The organism is Priestia sp. SIMBA_032, from assembly GCF_046535215.1.
Classification (GTDB): domain Bacteria; phylum Bacillota; class Bacilli; order Bacillales; family Bacillaceae_H; genus Priestia; species Priestia aryabhattai.
In genome coordinates, this window is sequence record NZ_JAWRXD010000002.1 from 617,206 (window position 1) to 637,781 (window position 20,576).

Below are 20,576 nucleotides of genomic sequence, written 5' to 3' on the forward strand. Positions count from 1 at the left end.
AATACTTCATCTTATCAGCACAGGAGGCGTTTGCATGTATGAAAATTATCTTTCCATTGGACAGGAATTAGCTCTTATCAAAGAAGAATTACAAGATCGCCTAGTGAGATATGCTACAGAACAATCTGGTTATATAGATGAAAAGGAACGTTACGTAATAGAGATGATTAAAGCGGATTTAAAAGATGTAGAACACGCGTTAGCAAAGCTTGACGTTGGTGCATTTGGAATTGATGAACTAACTGGCGAAGAGATGTCTATTCATAAATTAAAAGTAATGCCCACGGCCCGCACAAATGAAGATTTATTTGTTTTATGGTGAGAAGCGAGAAAAAAAATGAATTATGTGCTAAAATGCTTTAGTATGGATTCGTTTGATTTTATTGCGGGAGGAAAACGTTTGTGTTTTATTATCTTATCGCTTTAGCTGTTATACTTATTGATCAGGTAACAAAATGGATGATTGTAAAAGAAATGTATTATGGGCAAAGCATCACCGTAATTGAAAACTTTCTTTACATTACCTCTCATCGTAACAGAGGAGCCGCGTGGGGGATTTTACAAGGACAGATGTGGTTCTTTTATCTCATTACGGTGGTTGTGGTAGTCGGTTTAATAATTTATATTCAAAAGCTCAAAAAACAAGATAAATGGTTCGGTATTGCGCTAGCATTAATGTTAGGCGGCGCCATTGGAAACTTTATTGATCGAGTGGTCCGTAAAGAAGTAGTTGATTTCGTAAATACATACATCTTTACGTATGATTTTCCGATTTTTAACGTAGCTGATTCGGCACTTGTCGTCGGAGTAATCATCATGTTTATTATGACGCTGTTTGAAGGGAAAATGAAGAAGGAGCACAAAGAATGAATGTAATTGAAACAGTTATAAATGAAGAACAAGCGGGAGAACGTATTGATAAAGTACTTTCGACTGTAAATGCAGAATGGTCACGTTCACAAGTGCAGCAGTGGATCAAAGAAGGTCATGCAAAAGTGAACGAGAAAACCGTTAAAGGAAACTATAAATGTAAAGCAGGAGACGCTATTATCATTGAAGTGCCGGAACTAGAAGAGCTTGATGTGGTAGCGGAAGAAATGGATTTAGATATTTATTATGAAGATCAAGATGTGCTTGTCGTAAATAAACCTCGCGGCATGGTTGTACATCCAGCTCCAGGTCATCATAGCGGCACGCTTGTAAACGGCCTAATGGCTCACTGTAAAGATTTATCCGGTATTAACGGCGTTATGCGCCCTGGTATCGTTCATAGAATTGATAAAGATACGTCAGGTTTACTTATGGTTGCAAAAAATGATTTAGCTCATGAATCACTAGTTAGTCAGCTTGTAGCTAAAACAGTGACGCGTCGTTATAAAGCTATCGTTCACGGAGTAATTGCGCACGATCACGGTACAATTGATGCGCCAATCGGCAGAGATAAGCAAGATCGTCAAAGCATGACGGTGACTGATGAAAACAGTCGTGATGCAGTGACGCACTTTACTGTATTGCAGCGTTTTAAAGATTTTTCACTAGTCGAATGTAAGCTAGAAACGGGGCGAACACACCAAATTCGCGTTCATATGAAGTATATTGGCTTTCCGCTTGCTGGAGATCCGAAGTACGGACCGAAAAAAACGCTTCCGATTGACGGACAAGCGCTTCATGCAGGTGTATTAGGCTTTATTCACCCTCGTACAAATGAATATATGGAATTTGAAGCACCGGCTCCAAGAGAGTTTAATGAGATGCTAGAGCTTATTGAAAAAAGAAGTTGACAACTGCCATAAGTGATGGCATACTTGTATTAACTTAATAAGAACCTTTAAGAACAGTCCAGAGAGGCTGAGAAGGAAACGGTGCAGAAAAGGCATGCTTATAGCCTTTTTGAAGAAATATGTCTAAAACCAAATCCTCTTGCCTCAAAGCAAGAGGATTTTTTTATGTCAACAACTTGAGGTGAAAAACAGTGAACGTAAAAGCTACCGTACTTGACGAACAGGCTATCCGCCGCGCTTTAACTCGAATTGCACATGAGATTATTGAAAAGAATAAAGGAATCGAAAATTGTGTGCTAGTGGGGATTAAAACGCGAGGTATTTATATCGCAAAACGTTTAGCAGAACGAATTGCACAAATTGAAGGAAACACATTGCCAGTCGGAGAACTAGACATCACGCTTTACCGAGATGATTTATCGAAAGTGACAAGCAATGATGAGCCTCTCGTAAAAGGATCAGATATTCCGACAGATATTGCAAATAAGAACGTCATCTTAGTAGACGATGTGTTATATACGGGCCGTACGGTTCGAGCAGCACTTGATGCACTGATTGATATCGGCCGACCTGAACTCATTCAGCTAGCTGTTTTAGTGGATAGAGGTCACCGCGAGCTGCCGATTCGAGCAGACTATGTTGGTAAAAACGTACCGACAGCTAAAAGTGAAAAAATTGCGGTGCATTTGATGGAAGTAGACGAAAAAGACCACGTGTCTATTTACGAAAAATAAATTATATACCCTTTTAAATAGTAGTCCCGTGAGGCTGCAAAAGGGGGGTCACTATACAAGGAAAACTATACTGCGGTATAGCGTCTTCCTTGTATGCTGAAAACCTCTTTGCCTCTGCGTAAAGAGGTTTTTTAATAGTGATAGGAGGAAAAACATATGAGTCAACAACGAGATTTTGTACTTGATATACATGATAAACCAAAAGCAGTAAATTGGTTAACATTGAGTCTGCAGCATTTGTTTGCAATGTTTGGGTCGACGGTGCTAGTGCCGTTCCTAGTGGGATTCAGCCCGGCCATTGCTTTGATTTCAAGCGGGGTAGGAACGCTTGCTTTCCTGCTCATTACAAGAGGTCAAATTCCTTCTTACCTTGGTTCATCGTTCGCGTTCATCACGCCAATCATTTTCGCAAAAGCTTCGTTTGGACCTGAAGAAACGATGGTTGGCTGTTTCTTAGCCGGACTTGTGTATGGAATCGTTGCTTTGATTATAAAAGGAACAGGAATTAATTGGATTATGAAGCTGCTTCCTCCGGTTGTAGTAGGACCAGTTATTATGGTTATAGGCTTAGGACTAGCTAATACAGCAGTAGGCATGGCTATGAATGATGCAAAAGGAAATTACAGCTTAACTTACCTGATGGTTGCGCTTGTGACGCTAGCGATAACAGTTGCTTGCTCAATCTTCTTTAAAAACATTATCAGTCTAATTCCGGTACTGATGGGAATTATCGGCGGATACATCTTCGCTTATACACAAGGATTGGTAGACTTTTCAAAGGTAGTGAAAGCAGAGTGGATTGAAATACCTCACTTCTACGTGCCGTTCGTCACATACACGCCGTCCATTTCATTAGGGATTGTGCTTATCATGGTACCTGTAGCAGTCGTAACACTCTCAGAACATATCGGACACATTCTTGTCTTAAATAAGATTGTGGATCGAAACTATATTGAAAAACCAGGGCTGCACAGATCGATTTTAGGAGACGGAGTAGCCACTATGCTTGCTGCGCTGATCGGCGGACCTCCCAATACAACATACGGTGAGAACATCGGAGTGTTAGCCATCACAAAGGTGCTTAGCGTATTTGTAATAGCAGGCGCAGCAGTCTTCGCGATTTTGTTCGGGTTTGTCGGCAAAATCAACGCTCTTATTTCAAGTATACCAACGCCGGTCATGGGCGGGATTTCAATTCTCTTATTCGGAATCATTGCTTCATCAGGCTTGCGCATGATGGTGGATGCAAAGGTAGACCTTGGATCAAAACGAAACTTAATGATTGCTTCGATTATCTTAGTGTTAGGAATCGGAGGAGCACACTTAGATATCTCAGAACATGTAAAGATTGATAGCATGGCACTGTCTGCTATCATGGGAGTTCTGCTGAATCTAGTTCTGCCGAAAGAGAAGATAAAAGAAGCAGAAAACGTTCAACAAATGTCAGCACGAAAAATTTCATAGAACGCCTTTTAATTGAAATCCAGAGAGGTTTCTAAGGGTGTGTGAAAAGCGCGTTATAGACGAAGCTTGTTTTCTTACACCCTTTCTAAGTTAGAAAGGGTGTTTTTTTATAAAGAAATGCGAGGAAAGCAAAAATGGAGGGAATCGATATGAAACATTTAGTGACAGTCTCAACACTAGAAACAAATGAAATTCTAGAGATTTTAGACAGCGCTGAAAACTATCGAACGAATAAACAAGGATGGAAACCGGAAGAGAAAATGTTTGTTGCCAACTTATTTTTTGAAGCGAGCACGCGTACTCGATGCAGCTTTGAAATGGCAGAACAGCAGCTAGGATTAACAACAATTCCGTTTGAAGTAACAACTTCAAGCGTACAAAAAGGAGAAACGCTTTATGACACGATTGAAACATTAGCTTCAATCGGCGTTCAGTCAGTTGTTATTCGCCACCCGCAAGATCGTTATTATGAAGCACTGCAGGAAAAAGTATCGATTCCCATCATTAATGCAGGAGACGGATGCGGTCAGCATCCAACTCAGTGTCTGCTTGATCTACTGACAATTCGCCAAGAGTTCGGCTCGTTTAAAGGATTAAAAGTCGCAATAGTCGGAGATTTGCGACATAGCCGCGTAGCGAGATCGAATGCTGAAATGCTGACAAAACTAGGGGCGACCGTATATTTTGCGGGACCTGAAGAATGGAAAGATGAAGAAAATAGACACGGTACATATCTTGATATCGATGAAGCAATCGAAACGGTCGATGTTGTGATGCTGCTGCGTATTCAATTTGAAAGGCATGAAGAGAACACTTCAGAACTTGCACAGAACTACCACAGCCGCTTCGGATTAACCGTTGAACGAGAGCGGAGAATGAAATCACATAGCATTATCCTTCATCCAGCTCCTGTAAACAGAGGAGTCGAAATTGCAGATGAGCTCGTTGAATGTGAACGCTCAAGAATTTTTAAACAAATGCAAAATGGCGTGTACATTCGCATGGCAGTATTAGCAAGAGCGCTACAACCAATTGAAAGGGGACTTAATAATGACAACAATTATCAAAAATGCTACATGGTTAAATAAAGGGAAAATTGAAAAAGTCGAACTGAAAATTGAAAATGGTGTAATTGCTGAAATAGCTTCACACATTGACGTACAGAATGAAGAGGTCATTGATGCAGGTGGGAACTTCTTATCACCGGGTTTAATCGATGTCCACGTTCACTTGCGTGAGCCAGGGGGAGAAAAGAAAGAAACGATTGAAACGGGTACTTTAGCAGCGGCAAAGGGCGGTTTTACAGCAATTGCTGCAATGCCCAACACGCGTCCAGTTCCTGATACTGTTGAACAAATGGAGTGGGTAAACAAGCGCATTGAAGAAACAGCGCATGTGCGCGTATTGCCATACGCATCGATTACTACTCGTCAATTAGGAAAAGAATTAACGGACTTTGAAGGCTTAAAAGAAGCGGGAGCATTTGCTTTTACAGATGATGGAGTAGGGGTTCAGTCGACAGGAATGATGCTAGAAGCGATGAAAAAAGCCGCTTCATTAAACAAAGCAATCGTTGCCCACTGTGAAGATAATGATTTAATTAACAAAGGCTGCGTACACGACGGAAAATTCGCAAAAGAACATGGACTAAACGGTATCCCTTCTATCTGCGAAGCCGTTCAAATTGCACGAGATGTCCTGCTTGCTGAAGCAGCAAACTGTCACTACCATGTGTGTCACGTAAGTACAAAAGAATCCATTCGCGCCATTCGTGATGCGAAAAAAGCAGGCATTCGCGTAACCGCAGAAGTAACGCCTCATCATCTGTTACTAAATGAAGAAGATATCCCGGGACTTGATTCGAATTTCAAAATGAATCCGCCCCTTCGAGGAAAAGATGATCAACAGGCATTAATTGAAGCTTTATTAGACGGAACGCTTGATTTTATCGCCACTGATCACGCACCGCACACAGCGGACGAAAAGGCAGAAGGCATGGAGCTTGCGCCTTTTGGGATTGTGGGACTTGAAACAGCTTTCCCGCTTCTTTATACAAACTTGGTATTAAAAGAAGTAATGACGCTAGAGCAGCTAGTATCGTATTTAACAAACAAGCCGGCTGAAACATTCAATCTTCCTTATGGCACGATTGAAGTGGGGAAAACAGCGGATTTAACTATCATTGATCTTGAAACAGAAAAAGCAATTAATCCAGAAGAATTTGTATCCAAAGGTAAAAACACGCCGTTTGCTAACTGGGTATGCAAAGGTTGGCCGGTAATGACATTAGTAGAAGGTAAACGAGTATGGGAGGATGTTAAAGCATGCAACGTCAACTAATTTTAGAAGATGGAACAGTATTTATCGGAAAAGGATTCGGCAGCGACAAAGAAATGACAGGAGAAGTTGTTTTCAATACGGGAATGACAGGATATCAAGAAATTCTATCTGATCCATCATACTGTGCACAAATTGTGACATTAACATATCCTTTAATCGGAAACTACGGTATTAACCGCGATGACTTTGAGTCGATTGAACCAGCTGTACACGGTTTGATTGTAAAAGAAATTTGTGATGCTCCTTCAAACTTCAGAAGCGAACTATCAGTAGATGAATTTTTAAAACAAAAAGATATTCCAGGATTAGCTGGAATCGACACGCGAAAATTAACGCGAAAAATTCGTCAGCACGGTGCGCTTCGCGGACGCGTGTGCAGCATGGAAGTCAATGTAGAAGAAGTGGTAGCACAGCTTCAAAATCATGAACTTCCGACTGATTCAGTTAAAAAAGTATCAACGGTGAAGCCGTACCCAAGCCCAGGCAGAGGTAAAAAAGTGGTACTCGTTGACTTTGGAATGAAACACGGGATTTTACGTGAATTAACAGCTCGTCAATGCGACGTGATTGTGGTTCCTTATAACGTAACTGCGCAAGAAATTCTTCAATTAAATCCAGATGGCATCATGTTAAGCAACGGACCTGGAGACCCAAAAGACGTACCTGAAGCAATCGAGATGATTCAAGGGGTTTTAGGGAAGGTTCCGCTTTTCGGAATTTGTTTAGGACATCAGCTGTTTGCCCTAGCATGCGGAGCAGATACAGAAAAAATGAAATTTGGTCATCGTGGATCCAACCATCCTGTAAAGGATCTAAAAACTAATAAAGTAGCTCTTACATCTCAAAACCACGGCTATACAGTGTGTGAGCCATCTCTTGTCAACACGCCATTAGAAGTGACGCACGTTGCGCTTAACGATGGAACAGTTGAAGGAGTAAAGCATAGAGAATATCCGGCATTTACGGTTCAGTATCACCCTGAAGCATCACCGGGACCTGAAGATGCAAACGGATTGTTCAACGAATTTATGGATCTTATGAAAAACAATCAGAAAGTAGGTAATTGCTAATGCCAAAACGTCAAGATATTAACACAATTCTCGTAATCGGATCAGGACCAATCGTCATCGGACAGGCGGCAGAGTTTGACTATGCAGGAGCGCAAGCATGTATTGCTTTAAAAGAAGAAGGATACAAAGTTATTCTTGTAAACTCCAATCCTGCAACAATCATGACAGATTCAGAAATGGCAGACAAAGTATATATTGAACCTCTAACGGTTGAATTTGTAAGCTCAATTATTCGTAAAGAACGCCCGGATGCACTACTTCCAACGCTTGGCGGTCAAACGGGACTGAACTTAGCGGTAGAATTACATGAAACAGGCATTTTAGAAGAATTTAATGTAGAAATTCTCGGGACAAAATTATCGGCGATTGAACAAGCTGAAGACCGTGAGCAGTTCCGTTCATTAATGAATGAACTAAATCAGCCTGTCCCAGCAAGTGAAATCATTCATTCGCTAGACGAAGCATATGCGTTTGTTGAACAAGTAAACTATCCGGTAATTGTGCGTCCTGCTTATACGCTTGGCGGTACGGGAGGCGGAATTTGTGACAACGAGCAAGAGCTGATTGAAATTGTAACAAGTGGATTAAAACACAGTCCTGTAACACAGTGCTTACTTGAGAAAAGCATTGCAGGCTTTAAAGAAATTGAATATGAAGTAATGCGCGATGCAAACGATAATGCGATCGTAGTATGTAATATGGAAAACTTCGACCCGGTCGGTATTCATACGGGAGATTCAATTGTTGTAGCACCAAGCCAAACGCTAAGCGACCGTGAGTATCAGCTGCTTAGAAATGCGTCACTAACAATTATCCGAGCGCTTAAAATCGAAGGCGGATGTAACGTTCAGCTAGCACTAGATCCAGAAAGCTTCCAATATTACGTAATTGAAGTAAACCCTCGTGTAAGCCGCTCATCGGCTTTAGCATCAAAAGCAACAGGGTATCCAATTGCAAAATTAGCAGCAAAAATTGCGATAGGCTTAACATTAGATGAAATGATGAACCCGGTAACTGGGAAGACATACGCATGTTTCGAACCAGCACTAGATTACATCGTATCTAAAATTCCACGCTGGCCGTTTGATAAATTTGAATCAGCTAACCGTAAACTAGGTACACAGATGAAGGCAACAGGGGAAGTAATGGCAATTGGCCGCACGTTCGAAGAGTCAATTTTAAAAGCCGTACGCTCACTTGAGTCAAACGTTCATCACTTAGAGCTGAAAGATGCGCATGAATTTGATGATGCCATTATTGAAAAACGTATTCGCAAGGCTGGCGATGAGCGATTATTCTACATCGCAGAAGCCATTCGCCGCGGCGTAACAATTCAGCAAATTCACGAGTGGAGCAAAATCGATCTTTTCTTCCTCGTAAAACTTGAAAAAGTGATTGCTTTTGAAAATGTGTTAAAAGAAGAGATTCATAACGTAGAAGTTTTACAGGAAGCAAAAGAAATGGGATTTGCAGACTGCACGATTGCTAAGCTATGGAATCAAACAGAGCGTGAAGTATATGACTTCCGCAAACAAAATGGCGTGATGCCAGTATACAAAACGGTAGATACATGTGCAGCAGAATTTGAATCTACAACACCATATTTCTACGGTACATTTGAAGATGAAAATGAATCGATTGTTACAGATCGTAAAAGCGTTGTGGTGTTAGGATCAGGTCCGATCCGCATCGGGCAAGGAATTGAGTTTGACTATGCAACGGTTCACTCGGTGTGGGCGATTAAAGAAGCTGGATACGAAGCGATTATTGTCAATAACAATCCAGAAACAGTATCAACTGACTTCAGTATTTCAGATAAATTATACTTCGAGCCGCTGACGATTGAAGATGTGATGCATATCATCGATTTAGAAAAACCAGAAGGTGTGGTTGTACAGTTCGGTGGTCAAACAGCAATCAACTTAGCGGATGAGCTAGAAGCAAGAGGGGTCAAGATCTTAGGTACGTCGCTTGAAAGCTTAGATGCAGCGGAAGACCGTAAAAAATTCGAAGCGACGCTAGCGCGTTTAGAAGTACCTCAACCGCTTGGAAAGACGGTTACTTCAGTTGAAGACGCAGTGGTTGTCGCAAAAGAAATTGGTTATCCGGTGCTTGTACGTCCTTCATACGTACTGGGCGGACGCGCGATGGAAATTGTGTATAAAGAAGAAGAGCTGCTTCACTATATGAAACACGCGGTGAAAGTACACGCTGATCATCCTGTATTAATCGACCGCTACTTAACGGGAAAAGAAATTGAAGTCGATGCCATTTCAGACGGTGAAACAGTGGTTATTCCAGGGATCATGGAGCATGTAGAGCGCGCGGGTGTCCACTCAGGCGACTCCATCGCTGTATATCCGCCGCAAACTCTGTCACAGGACGTAAAAGATACAATCATTGATTACACAACACGAATTGCAAAAGGCTTAAACATTATTGGACTGCTTAACATTCAGTTCGTCTTATCAAAAGGAGAAGTGTTTGTTCTTGAAGTAAATCCTCGTTCAAGCCGTACGGTGCCGTTCTTAAGTAAAATTACGCGTATTCCGATGGCGAATGTGGCAACAAAAGTAATTTTAGGAACTAGTTTAAAAGATCTGGGCTATGAATCAGGCATGCACCCTGAAGAAGAAGGCGTCTACGTAAAAGTGCCGGTCTTCTCATTTGCAAAGCTGCGCCGCGTAGATATTACGCTTGGACCTGAAATGAAATCTACTGGAGAAGTAATGGGGCAAGATTCAACGTACGAAAAAGCATTATATAAAGGACTAATTGCGTCAGGTATGTCCATTAAGCCGTACGGTTCAGTACTTATGACAGTAGCGGATAAAGATAAAGAAGAGGCAACAGCGTTAGCAAAGCGCTTTGCTAATATTGGCTACCAAGTGATTGCAACGGAAGGAACAGCTTCAACGTTTACAAAAGAAGACATTCGCGTAAAAATAGTAAATAAAATTCATCATGAAGATCACAATCTTTTAGATGTGATACGAAAAGGTGAAGCGCAGCTGGTCATCAACACGCTAACAAAAGGAAAACAGCCTGCGCGTGACGGATTTAAAATTCGCCGTGAAGCAGTTGAAAATGGCGTACCTTGCTTAACATCACTTGATACAGCAGAAGCGATTTTACGAGTGCTTGAAACGATCAGCTTCCATACAACGCCAATGAAAAAAGTTCGTCCAACCAAAGAGGTGACAACCGTATGATCAAACATGAAATGATGCAAGTCGTCAGTCAGCGACCGTTAACACACAATGTATATGAATTAACCCTTCAAGGCGAGCTTGTTCGTTTCATGAATGAGCCGGGGCAGTTTGTGCATATCCGCGTCAACAACGACTATTTGCCACTGCTTCGCAGACCAATCAGTATTGCAGAAATTGACCAAACGCACGAACAGTTTACGATGATTTACCGTGCAGAAGGGGCGGGAACATCGCTGCTCGCTGAAAAACAAGCCGGCCAGTCGATTGACGTGTTAGGTCCCCTTGGCCACGGTTTTCCATTAGATGCGATAGAGTCGGGTCAAACGGCTTTATTAGTAGGGGGAGGCATTGGAGTGCCTCCGCTCTATGAGCTTTCAAAAAGACTTCGTGAAAAAGGCGTGCAGGTTATTCACGTCCTAGGTTTTCAATCAAAAGCAGACGTATTTTATGAACGAGAGTTTTTAGCTTTAGGAGAAACATATATTGCAACGGTAGACGGCTCTTACGGAACAAAAGGTTTTGTCACAACGGTGATTGACGAGCATCAATTTTCATATGACGTTATGTTTTCATGCGGTCCAACTCCGATGTTAAAAGCACTAGAAAATAATTATACAAACAAGCCGCTTTACATTTCTTTAGAAGAAAGAATGGGCTGTGGAATCGGCGCTTGCTTTGCATGTGTATGCAGGGAAAGTGAAGATTCTACGGCGTATAAAAAAATCTGCAGCGACGGTCCCGTCTTTCAAGCAGGGGAGGTGCTTCTATGAGTATGCTAAAAACGACATTACCAGGGTTAGATTTGAAAAATCCAATTATGCCAGCATCCGGCTGCTTTGGATTTGGGCGTGAGTATGCTCAATTTTATTCACTTGATGCACTTGGCGCCATTATGATCAAAGCAACTACTGCTGAAACTCGTTTTGGCAATCCAACTCCTCGCGTAGCGGAAACATCTGCAGGAATGTTAAATGCGATTGGATTACAAAATCCTGGGCTAGAAAAAGTAATGAATGAAGAGCTCGTTTGGCTTCAGCAATATGATGTGCCGATTATCGCGAACGTAGCCGGTGCTTCAATTGAAGAATATGTGCACGTGGCAAAAGAAATTTCAACCGTATCAAATGTGAAAGCACTTGAATTGAATATTTCATGTCCTAACGTAAAGGAAGGCGGAATTGCGTTTGGCGTAGATCCTGTCATCGCTGCTCGTTTAACAAAAGCAGTAAAAGATGTTTCAAATGTTCCAGTTTATGTTAAACTATCACCAAACGTATCCAATATTGTAGACATGGCAATGGCTGTTGAAGAAGCTGGCGCGGATGGCTTAACGATGATCAATACGCTTCTCGGGATGCGTCTGGATTTGAAAACAGCGCAGCCAGTTTTAGCGAACGGCACAGGCGGACTGTCAGGACCTTCAATTAAACCGGTAGCGATTCGAATGGTGTATGAAGTGAGCCAAAAAGTAAACATTCCAATTATCGGTATGGGCGGAGTGACGACTGCTGAAGATGTACTTGAATTCTTATATGCAGGTGCAAGTGCAGTAGCGGTTGGTACAGCAAACTTTGTTGATCCGTATGTATGCCCAACCATCATTGACGAACTGCCAAGGCTATTAGCATCATTAGGGTACGAGCATGTTTCAGAATGTATCGGAAGGAGCTGGAAAAAGCGTGAAGCAACCGTTAATCATTGCTCTTGATTTTTCATCAATTAACGATGTACAGCAGTTTTTAATGCCTTTTCAACAAGAATCATTATTTGTGAAAGTAGGCATGGAACTGTTTTATAAAGAAGGGCTATCCATTATTTCTGCATTAAAAGAGCAAAACCACCAGATTTTCTTAGACTTAAAGCTTCATGATATTCCAAATACGGTAAAGCAAGGAATGAAGTCTTTGGCTTCTCTTGAAGTGGATTTGGTTAACGTTCACGCAGCCGGCGGAACGAATATGATGCAAGCAGCCGTTGAAGGACTTGACTTAGGAACCGCTGCTGGCAAAAAGCGTCCGGATTGTATTGCGGTTACTCAGCTAACGAGTACATCGGATGAAATGCTAAAAGAGCAGCAGCTCATTACCCACTCGATGCAAGAAGTGGTTACGCATTATGCAGCGCTTGCTAAAAAAAGCGGACTAGACGGCGTTGTATGTTCTACTCATGAAGTGCCTTCGATTCGAAAAGCAGCAGGAGAGGACTTTTTGACCGTAACGCCGGGTATTCGTATGGGCGCAGATTCAGTAGATGACCAAGTCCGCGTAGCAACGCCTCAGCTAGCGAGAGAATATGGCTCAAGTGCCATTGTGGTTGGACGTTCTATTACTAAAGCAAAAGACCCGCTTAAAGCATATTATGAGATGTTACAGCAGTGGAAAGGGGAGCGTATTACGCGATGACAAAACTACGAAAAGAAATTGCAAAACAATTAATTGATATTGAGGCAGTAAGCCTTCAACCGAACGATCCGTTTACGTGGGCCTCTGGAATTAAGTCACCTATTTATTGTGACAACCGTCTAACGCTTAGCTACCCAAAAGTGCGAAAAGAAATTGCAAAAGGTCTTCAGCATTTAATTAAAACGTATTTTGCCAATGCAGAAGTAATTGCTGGTACAGCTACAGCTGGCATTCCTCATGCAGCATGGGTAAGTGAAGCGCTAGAGCTTCCAATGTGCTATGTGCGAAGCAAAGCAAAAGAACATGGTCAAGGAAACCAAATTGAAGGAAAAGTAACAAAAGGTCAAAAAGTAGTTGTGATTGAAGATTTGATTTCAACTGGCGGAAGTGTGTTTACCGCAGTCGACGCATTAAAAGCGCAGGGTTGTGAAGTACTGGGAGTTGTTTCTATCTTTACATATGAGCTGGAAAAAGCGCGTCAGCTGTTTAAAGAAAAAGAACTTCAAGTTTATTCTTTAACAGACTACTCTACGCTAGTAGAGGCGGCAAACGAAGCGGGATACATTGAAGAAGAAGCGATGGACAAGCTATTTAAATGGCGTGAAAATCCTTCAGATCCTTCATGGATGAATTAAACTAAAAAACCCCCCTTTCTATATTTTACATAGAAAGGGGGTTTTTATTATGACTGACGCAGCTTCAGTACAAGTTCTTCGCTAGGCGTTACGTACACCGTTTGCTGATTATCGTACGTTACAAAACCAGGTTTAGCACCGCTTGGTTTTTTTACGTGGCGAATTTTTGTATAGTCCACTGGTACCGAACTTGAATTCTTGGCTTTACTAAAGTAAGCAGCAAGGTGAGCCGCTTCTAAAATTGTTTCTTCTGAGGGCTCTTGGCTACGGATAACAACGTGAGAACCCGGTATATCTTTCGTATGAAACCAAACGTCATCACGAGCAGCAAGGCGATTTGTTAAATACTCATTTTGCTTATTGTTTTTTCCAACTAAAATCGTCGTGCCGTCGCTTGAAACGTATTGTTCAAGTGAAGGAGTTGTGTTCTTTTGTTTTTTTGCTTGTTTTTGCTGACGGTTGCGCAAATATCCTTCTTCCACAAGCTCTTCGCGAATCTCTGCAATGTCTTTGTGAGAAGCGGTATCCATTTGCTGAATAAGCGATTCAAAATACTGTACTTCTTCGTTTGCTTTTTCAATTTGTTCGATTACAATCGAAACGGAATTTTTCGCTTTTTGATACTTTGTAAAATAGCTTTGAGCATTTTGAGACGGTGATTTTTGCGGATCTAATGAAATCGTAAGTGTACCGCTATTTTCATCATAATAATTAATAACATCCACTTTCGCATCTCCTTTTTTGACAAGGTGTAAATTTGCCGTAAGGAGTTCACCGGCTAGCTGATAATCAGATGCTTTTTCTGCATTTTGCAGCGTTTGCTCAAGTTTCTTTATTTTTTTCTCATTTTTCTTTTTCTCAGTGGAAATAAACTGTACTAAATCATGCGCTTGCTGCTTTACACGATCTCGCTCTGCTTTCCCGTAGTAATAGCGGTCAAGAAGCTCGCTGATGGTTGCATACGTTTTTTTCGTGCCCTCTAAATGCGTTAATTCGAGTAAATAAAAATAGTCTTTTTGATTAACGGTTGTCAGAGTCGGTGTAAACTGACCTTCTTTGATCAGCGTCATGGTTTCGACAAATGATTTTGGAAGGGTAGAACGATTCGCTAAGCCAGAGCGAAACACCACTTCATTTGCAATTAAAGGAGAAAGCCCTGAGAAGGTCTGCACTAGCTGACTGGCTAACTTTCCGCTATTAAAATCGATTTTTTTAACCACCGTTTCTTCATCGGCTTCAAATGGATGAAGCTTATCTTGGCTAGGAGGCAGTACGTAAGGAGCTCCGGGTAGAAGCGTACGGTGCCTGTTCAAGGCCATTGGAACATGCTTAATACTGTCGATAATCGTTTGTTTTTCTTTATCTACCAGTACAACATTACTATGTCTTCCCATGATTTCAATAATAAGCTGCTTGTACGTCACGTCGCCGATTTCATTTCGTCCTTTTGTTTCAATGACTAAAATGCGGTCTAACCCAAGCTGATACACTTGTTCAATAATGCTTCCTTCTAAATGTTTGCGAAGAAGCATACAAAACATAGGAGGCTCAGATGGATTTTCATAGGGCTCATTTGTAAAATGAACGCGTGAATAGTTAGGGTGAGCTGAGATTAAAAGTTTGCGGTTTTCACCTTTAGCGCGTACTTGTAAAATCAACTCGTTTGGAAACGGCTGATATATTTTTGAAATTCGTCCTGAAACCAAGGTCTCAGATAATTCTTGTAAAATGCCATATGTAAAAATACCATCAAATGACATAGTGCTCACATCCTTAAGTAATTGAAAATTGTCCTATAGAAAAGTATAGCATTTTTTAGGACGAGTCTGAATAAGCATACGATATAAGATTGTAACAATCTAATAGGTGCATTTACAAATAAAAGGGTGTGAAAAGATGCAATGAAATGGTATGAATTAGGTGAAAAAGCAATAGTAGAAGTAACAAAAACGGACAGGCAGCACGGTCTTACACACAAAGAAGTAAAAGCACGTCAGCAGCAACAAGGGTTTAATGAATTGACTGAAGGAGAGAAAAAACCAGGCATTCTTGTGTTTCTAGAGCAGTTTAAAGATTTTATGGTACTGGTTTTACTAGCTGCTACGCTTATTTCAGGGCTTTTAGGAGAATACATCGATGCGATTGCTATTATTGCCATTGTGGTAATTAATGGATTTCTAGGGTTCTTCCAAGAAAGAAAAGCAGAGAAATCTCTTCATGCATTAAAAGAGCTTTCTGCTCCTCAAGTAGCAGCCATGCGTGAAGGAAAATGGGTTAAGTTACCGTCTAAAGAGCTGGTAGTAGGAGACATTGTAAAGTTTTCGAGCGGAGACCGTATAGGAGCTGACGTTCGGATTATGGAAGCCAAAAGTCTAGAAATTGAAGAATCAGCGCTTACGGGAGAGTCTTTGCCTGTTGCTAAGCAAATAAAAGCATTGTCAGGAGATGAAGTACCGCTTGGAGATCAGGACAATATGGCGTTCATGGGTACCCTTGTAACGCGAGGAAGCGGAACAGGTATCGTTGTAGGGATTGGAATGAAAACAGCAATGGGACAAATTGCTGATTTACTTCAAAATGCTGAAGCCATGATTACTCCTCTTCAACGGAAATTAGAGCAATTAGGCAAAATTTTAATCGTTGTAGCTCTTGCACTTACTGTATTAGTTGTCGGTATTGGTGTGCTGCAAGGCCATGATTTATACAGTATGTTCTTAGCGGGAGTGTCCTTAGCTGTTGCTGCCATACCCGAAGGTCTTCCTGCTATCGTAACCGTAGCGCTATCACTTGGTGTACAGCGCATGATTAAGCAAAGATCCATTGTTCGCAAACTTCCTGCTGTTGAGACACTAGGGTGCGCGTCAGTCATTTGCTCAGACAAAACGGGCACATTAACGCAGAATAAAATGACGGTTACTCACCTCTGGTCGGGAGGGATGACGTGGAGAGTATCAGGGACAGGGTATGAACCTACTGGCATATTTTCCCGAGAGGAAAGAGAAGTGGATACACGGAGTGAAAAACCGCTGCAGCAGCTTTTGGTGTTTGGTCTGCTTTGCAATCAAACGTCCATTTCGAGAAAAGATAAAGAATATGTTATCGACGGGGACCCTACTGAAGCGGCTTTGCTTGTTGCCGCGATGAAAGCGGGGCTGACAAAAGAAAATATTCAAAAGCAGTTTACGATTATTGAAGAGTTTCCATTTGATTCAACGCGTAAAATGATGAGTGTAGTCATTGAAGACGCATCTCATAAGCGCTATGTTATAACAAAAGGTGCTCCGGATGTGCTGCTTATAAACAGCAAAAATGTTCTGTGGGAAAGCAGACAACAAACGCTGTCGGTAACGGTTCATAATGAAGTAAAAGGAGCGATTGATCAGTTAGCTAGCCAAGCGCTTCGAACCATTGCTATTGCTTATCGGCCGTTAGGAGACCATGAGAGTGTTCATACAGAGAAGGAAGCAGAAAAAGACCTGACTTTCCTCGGGCTTCAAGGAATGATTGATCCGCCAAGACCAGAGGTCAAGCAAGCGGTCAAAGAATGCCGAGACGCAGGCATCAAAACCGTTATGATTACAGGGGACCATGTTATTACAGCACAGGCGATTGCAAAACAGCTCGGAATTTTACCGAAAAACGGTCAAGTCTTGGAAGGAACGGATTTATCCAAAATGACGCAGGAAGAGCTAGAAGAAGTAGTAGATGATGTTTATGTATATGCGAGGGTATCACCTGAGCATAAGCTTAAAATTGTTAAAGCTCTTCAAGCAAAAGATCACATTGTAGCGATGACGGGCGACGGCGTAAATGACGCACCGGCTATTAAAGCAGCAGACATAGGCATTGCGATGGGCATCACTGGGACAGACGTAGCAAAAGAAGCGTCTTCGCTCGTTTTGCTTGATGATAATTTTGCCACTATTAAATCAGCGATCAAAGAAGGGCGAAATATCTATGAAAATATTCGGAAGTTTATCCGTTACTTGCTTGCATCAAATGTAGGCGAAATTCTAGTTATGCTCTTTGCGATGATTTTAGCACTTCCGCTTCCCCTAGTGCCGATTCAGATACTATGGGTAAACTTAGTAACAGACGGTTTGCCTGCGATGGCTCTTGGCTTAGACCAGCCAGAGGACAACGTGATGAAGCGCCATCCGAGGCATCCGCGCGAAGGTATTTTTGCAAGAGGATTAGGATGGAAAGTAGTCAGCCGTGGATTTTTAATTGGAGCTGCTACACTTGCTGCGTTTATGATTGTCTACGACAATGACCCAGATCGGCTGCAGTATGCTCAGACGATTGCATTTGCCACGCTTGTTATGGCGCAGCTTATTCACGTATTTGACTGCCGAAGTGAAAAATCAATTTTTGATCGGAATCCATTTCAGAACTTATATCTTGTAGGAGCTGTTATTTCATCTATTATCCTTATGCTGGTGGCTATCTACTATCCGCCGCTGCAGCCTATTTTCCATACAATGGCCATTGCACCGCGGGAATGGCTCGTTATTTTAGGGCTTGCAAGCCTTCCAACTTTTTTACTTGCTGGTTCACTTTTAACAAGAAAACCTTCATAAATTGTGCTATACTTTAATACAGGCTGTCCCAAATGAGAAAACTCATGAAGGCAGCCTTTACAGGTTGAATAAAGAAGAGAGATTTCTTTTTTTTGCTAACACTTTCTTTTATGATACTTTTTATGTAAGATGTACATAGTGGATGTGATGATAATGATAAAAAGTATGACTGGTTTTGGCCGCGGAAAAGCGGAAGTGGAAAATCGATCAGTAACAGTGGAAATGAAGTCTGTTAATCATCGTTTTTGTGAAATTGTTATCCGTATGCCAAGACAATTAATTGAAATTGAAGATAAAATAAAAAAAATCGTTCAAACATACATAAAACGTGGTAGAGTAGAAGTATTTGTTACTATTTCAGGTGAAGAAATGGCAAAAAAGAAACTGCAGACGGATTGGCAGCTGCTTGATGAATACATGAATGCATTACAGCAAGTGAAAGAAAAGCACGGGCTATCACAATCTGTTCAAATTCAAGACATTTTACACATGCCTGAAGTGATGACAACTTATGAAGAAGAAGCTGATCAGACGAGTATTCATGGTGCAATCTTTGAAGCCGTTGAAGCTGCTGTTCATCAGTTAGTGGATATGCGGAAACGAGAGGGATCAGAGCTGTATCACGATTTAATGGGATACTTACAGGACATTCAAGATATTCGCGAAAAAATCACACAGCTTGCTCCTGAAGTTGCTGAACAATATCGCGAGCGTATTAAAAGAAAGCTGAGCGACTATTTAGAAGGTACTTTCGATGAGCAGCGAGTGCTGACTGAAGTAGCTATTTTTGCTGAAAAAGCAGATATTAGCGAAGAACTTACGCGAATTCAAAGTCATGTTTCACAATTTATTCAAGCATTAAATACACCTGATTCAGTAGGACGCAAGCTGGATTTTCTTGTTCAAGAGCTGAATCGTGAAATGAATACAATCGGTGCGAAGGCAAACAATGGTACTATTGCTCAGTATGTTATTAGTATGAAAGCACAATTAGAACGCATAAAAGAGCAAGTTCAAAATATTGAATAGCCTTCGTGTAAGATAAAGATTATATTGGTATAGCAGGAGGCTTCTTATGAGCGGTAAATTAGTGAACGTTGGATTTGGAAATTTTATTTCTTCTAATCGTATAATCTCTGTCGTTCATCCTGAATCAGCTCCAATCAAACGCATTATTCAAGATGCAAAAGATCGAGGCTCTTTAATAGATGCAACGCAAGGACGCAAAACACGATCTGTTATTGTTATGGATAGCGATCATGTTATTTTAGCTCCTGTACAGCCAGAAACTGTGTCGCAGCGACTTATAAACAAAGAAGAATTATTAGAAGGGTAGGTCACTTGAACCGATGATTGAAAGAGGTTTATTAATTGTTCTTTCCGGACCATCAGGTGTTGGAAAAGGAACGGTACGAAAAGCATTGTTTGAGCAAGAAGACATTAAATTGCAGTATTCTATCTCTGCAACAACAAGAAAGCCCCGCGAAGGTGAAGTAGACGGCGTTGACTATTTCTTCAAACCACGCGAAGAGTTTGAGCGCATGATTGAAAACAAGAAATTATTAGAGTGGGCTGAATACGTAGGCAACTACTACGGTACCCCAGTTGATTATGTAGAACAAACGTTATCTGAAGGCAAAGACGTATTTCTAGAAATTGAAGTGCAAGGTGCTCTTCAAGTGAAAGAAGCATTTCCAGAAGGTTTATTCATCTTCTTGGCACCGCCGAGTTTATCAGAGCTTAAAAGTCGTATCGTAAACCGCGGTACTGAAACAGAAGACTTAATCAATAACCGTATGCGCGTGGCAAAAGAAGAAATTGAACTTATGGACGCCTACGATTATGTTGTAGAAAATGACAAAGTAGAAAATGCTTGTGCTCGCATCCGTGCTATCGTAACGGCTGAACACTGCCGTCGTGATCGTATTTCTGCGCGCTATAAAAGAATGCTGGAGGTAGAATAAACATGCTTTATCCATCAATTGATTCCCTAATGGAAAAATTAGATTCTAAGTACACGCTTGTGACAGTAGCTGCAAAACGTGCTCGTCAATTACAGCTTCACAATGATACGCCGATTGAAAAGCCGGTTTCTTATAAGTTCGTAGGCTGTGCTTTAGAAGAAATTAATGCTGAACAATTAAGCTATAAGCAAGGTGTAGCAGAAGAAGATTCTAAACATCAGTAAGTGAAAAAATAACAACCTACTTTATAGGTTGTTATTTTTTTGATGCTTTTGTTTGTATTCAAGCAGGATAGTGAATGTCTCACTGCAAAAATGGTATAATAATTGAATTGAAAAGCTTTAGATAGTTACCCGAGTAAACAAGCGGATGCTGGTTGAGCGGGATAAATAGA

At 41.3% G+C, this 20,576-nt stretch carries 19 protein-coding genes; 18 read left to right on the top strand and 1 reads right to left on the bottom strand.

Annotated elements, in window-relative coordinates; genetic code table 11:
* Positions 1–34 precede the first annotated feature (34 nt).
* The 13 genes from SB717_RS09145 (at position 35) to pyrE (ending at position 13,638) form a co-directional block, all read left to right on the top strand.
* Positions 35–322, top strand: coding sequence for a conjugal transfer protein TraR (locus tag SB717_RS09145; protein WP_029714601.1), 288 nt, complete (start codon positions 35–37; stop codon positions 320–322).
* 80 nt (positions 323–402) lie between these two features.
* Entirely contained in the window at positions 403–870 is a 468-nt protein-coding gene (lspA, locus tag SB717_RS09150) for a signal peptidase II (RefSeq protein WP_013084844.1), read from the top strand.
* Complete coding sequence (locus SB717_RS09155; protein ID WP_410903599.1) at positions 867–1,781, top strand: RluA family pseudouridine synthase; 915 nt, start codon at positions 867–869, stop codon at positions 1,779–1,781. The genes lspA and SB717_RS09155 overlap by 4 nt, the downstream gene beginning before the upstream one ends.
* Positions 1,782–1,972: 191 nt before the next feature.
* Positions 1,973–2,515 (top strand): bifunctional pyr operon transcriptional regulator/uracil phosphoribosyltransferase PyrR, encoded by a 543-nt coding sequence (gene pyrR, locus SB717_RS09160; protein WP_013058940.1) that lies wholly within the window; start codon positions 1,973–1,975, stop codon positions 2,513–2,515.
* Positions 2,516–2,671: 156 nt separating this feature from the next.
* Entirely contained in the window at positions 2,672–3,979 is a 1,308-nt protein-coding gene (locus SB717_RS09165) for a uracil-xanthine permease family protein (RefSeq protein ID WP_029714603.1), read from the top strand.
* 149 nt (positions 3,980–4,128) lie between these two features.
* Positions 4,129–5,067 (top strand): aspartate carbamoyltransferase catalytic subunit, encoded by a 939-nt coding sequence (locus tag SB717_RS09170; protein WP_029714604.1) that lies wholly within the window; start codon positions 4,129–4,131, stop codon positions 5,065–5,067.
* Positions 5,030–6,319 (top strand): dihydroorotase, encoded by a 1,290-nt coding sequence (locus tag SB717_RS09175; protein ID WP_098622910.1) that lies wholly within the window; start codon positions 5,030–5,032, stop codon positions 6,317–6,319. The genes SB717_RS09170 and SB717_RS09175 overlap by 38 nt, the downstream gene beginning before the upstream one ends.
* Positions 6,304–7,389, top strand: a complete 1,086-nt coding sequence (locus SB717_RS09180; RefSeq protein WP_074677339.1) for a carbamoyl phosphate synthase small subunit — start codon at positions 6,304–6,306, stop codon at positions 7,387–7,389. Before SB717_RS09175 ends, SB717_RS09180 begins: the two co-directional genes overlap by 16 nt.
* Entirely contained in the window at positions 7,389–10,601 is a 3,213-nt protein-coding gene (gene carB, locus SB717_RS09185) for a carbamoyl-phosphate synthase large subunit (RefSeq protein WP_410903600.1), read from the top strand. Before SB717_RS09180 ends, carB begins: the two co-directional genes overlap by 1 nt.
* Positions 10,598–11,371, top strand: coding sequence for a dihydroorotate dehydrogenase electron transfer subunit (locus tag SB717_RS09190; RefSeq protein WP_034265289.1), 774 nt, complete (start codon positions 10,598–10,600; stop codon positions 11,369–11,371). The genes carB and SB717_RS09190 overlap by 4 nt, the downstream gene beginning before the upstream one ends.
* Positions 11,368–12,309, top strand: coding sequence for a dihydroorotate dehydrogenase (locus SB717_RS09195; RefSeq protein WP_410903601.1), 942 nt, complete (start codon positions 11,368–11,370; stop codon positions 12,307–12,309). Before SB717_RS09190 ends, SB717_RS09195 begins: the two co-directional genes overlap by 4 nt.
* Positions 12,281–13,003, top strand: a complete 723-nt coding sequence (gene pyrF, locus SB717_RS09200) for an orotidine-5'-phosphate decarboxylase (RefSeq protein ID WP_028411462.1) — start codon at positions 12,281–12,283, stop codon at positions 13,001–13,003. Before SB717_RS09195 ends, pyrF begins: the two co-directional genes overlap by 29 nt.
* Entirely contained in the window at positions 13,000–13,638 is a 639-nt protein-coding gene (gene pyrE / locus SB717_RS09205; protein WP_013084835.1) for an orotate phosphoribosyltransferase, read from the top strand. The genes pyrF and pyrE overlap by 4 nt, the downstream gene beginning before the upstream one ends.
* 47 nt (positions 13,639–13,685) lie before the next feature.
* On the opposite strand, the gene SB717_RS09210 is transcribed toward pyrE, so the two are convergent.
* On the bottom strand, positions 13,686–15,398 hold the full coding sequence (locus SB717_RS09210) for an Rqc2 family fibronectin-binding protein (RefSeq protein ID WP_074677331.1): 1,713 nt from the start codon (positions 15,396–15,398) through the stop codon (positions 13,686–13,688).
* A gap of 141 nt (positions 15,399–15,539) precedes the next feature.
* Between SB717_RS09210 and SB717_RS09215 the strand changes: the two genes are divergently transcribed.
* The 5 genes from SB717_RS09215 (at position 15,540) to rpoZ (ending at position 20,406) form a co-directional block, all read left to right on the top strand.
* Positions 15,540–18,218, top strand: coding sequence for a cation-translocating P-type ATPase (locus SB717_RS09215; protein ID WP_071270982.1), 2,679 nt, complete (start codon positions 15,540–15,542; stop codon positions 18,216–18,218).
* A 153-nt stretch (positions 18,219–18,371) separates the two neighbouring features.
* Complete coding sequence (locus tag SB717_RS09220) at positions 18,372–19,247, top strand: YicC/YloC family endoribonuclease (RefSeq protein WP_028411458.1); 876 nt, start codon at positions 18,372–18,374, stop codon at positions 19,245–19,247.
* Between the two features lie 46 nt (positions 19,248–19,293).
* Positions 19,294–19,554 (top strand): DUF370 domain-containing protein, encoded by a 261-nt coding sequence (locus SB717_RS09225; RefSeq protein ID WP_013084831.1) that lies wholly within the window; start codon positions 19,294–19,296, stop codon positions 19,552–19,554.
* A gap of 13 nt (positions 19,555–19,567) precedes the next feature.
* Complete coding sequence (gene gmk / locus SB717_RS09230) at positions 19,568–20,182, top strand: guanylate kinase (RefSeq protein ID WP_013058927.1); 615 nt, start codon at positions 19,568–19,570, stop codon at positions 20,180–20,182.
* A 2-nt stretch (positions 20,183–20,184) separates the two neighbouring features.
* Entirely contained in the window at positions 20,185–20,406 is a 222-nt protein-coding gene (rpoZ, locus tag SB717_RS09235; protein ID WP_013058926.1) for a DNA-directed RNA polymerase subunit omega, read from the top strand.
* Positions 20,407–20,576 lie beyond the last annotated feature (170 nt).